Here is a 512-nt window from a genome sequence, read left to right on the forward strand (position 1 = left end):
CTGCGCCGGTTGTGCTTAGAGCATTTTCAGCAAAAGTGGGGACCGGTTTTGCGGTTCGAAAATGCGACCACTCAAAAATCAGAGCTATGCCGCACGGCCCGGAACGAGGAAGACATGTCAGCACTTTCGCCCACCCTGGATATCGAAACGCCGCGCCAGGCGATGGCCGGTACCACGCGCTGCCAGGTGGAAAGCCTGCTGGACGATGACACGCTGGCGGCGGGGCGTGCGGCTATCGACACGGTGCCGCGCTGGACGCTGGTGACCAAGCTCAATGGCCGCCATCTCGACCTCGATTCCGCGGCGATGGGGCAACAGTCTCCGGCCCAGAAGGCCGAGTTCCAGCGTCATGTCGATGCCGAAGCCAGGCGCGGCTTCGGCTATCTCTACGACACCTATTCGATCTACGACAAATGGCACCGCGGCGAACTGCGCCGCGAAGTGCCGGCATTGTGCGACCTGTTCGAGCTGATCAAGTCGGATCGTAGCCATGTCGTTCTGTGAGCCAAGGA

The 512-nt window shown here is 61.3% G+C and carries 1 protein-coding gene; it reads left to right on the plus strand.

What is annotated here, in order from left to right; genetic code table 11:
- The coding region (locus tag PKF00_RS44390; protein WP_271223816.1) for a hypothetical protein at positions 1-504 on the plus strand (504 nt) is incomplete at its 5' end.
- Positions 505-512: the final 8 nt, after the last annotated feature.

Source organism: Streptosporangium carneum, from assembly GCF_027922005.1.
In the GTDB taxonomy this organism is placed as follows: Bacteria; Actinomycetota; Actinomycetes; order Streptosporangiales; family Streptosporangiaceae; genus Streptosporangium; species Streptosporangium carneum.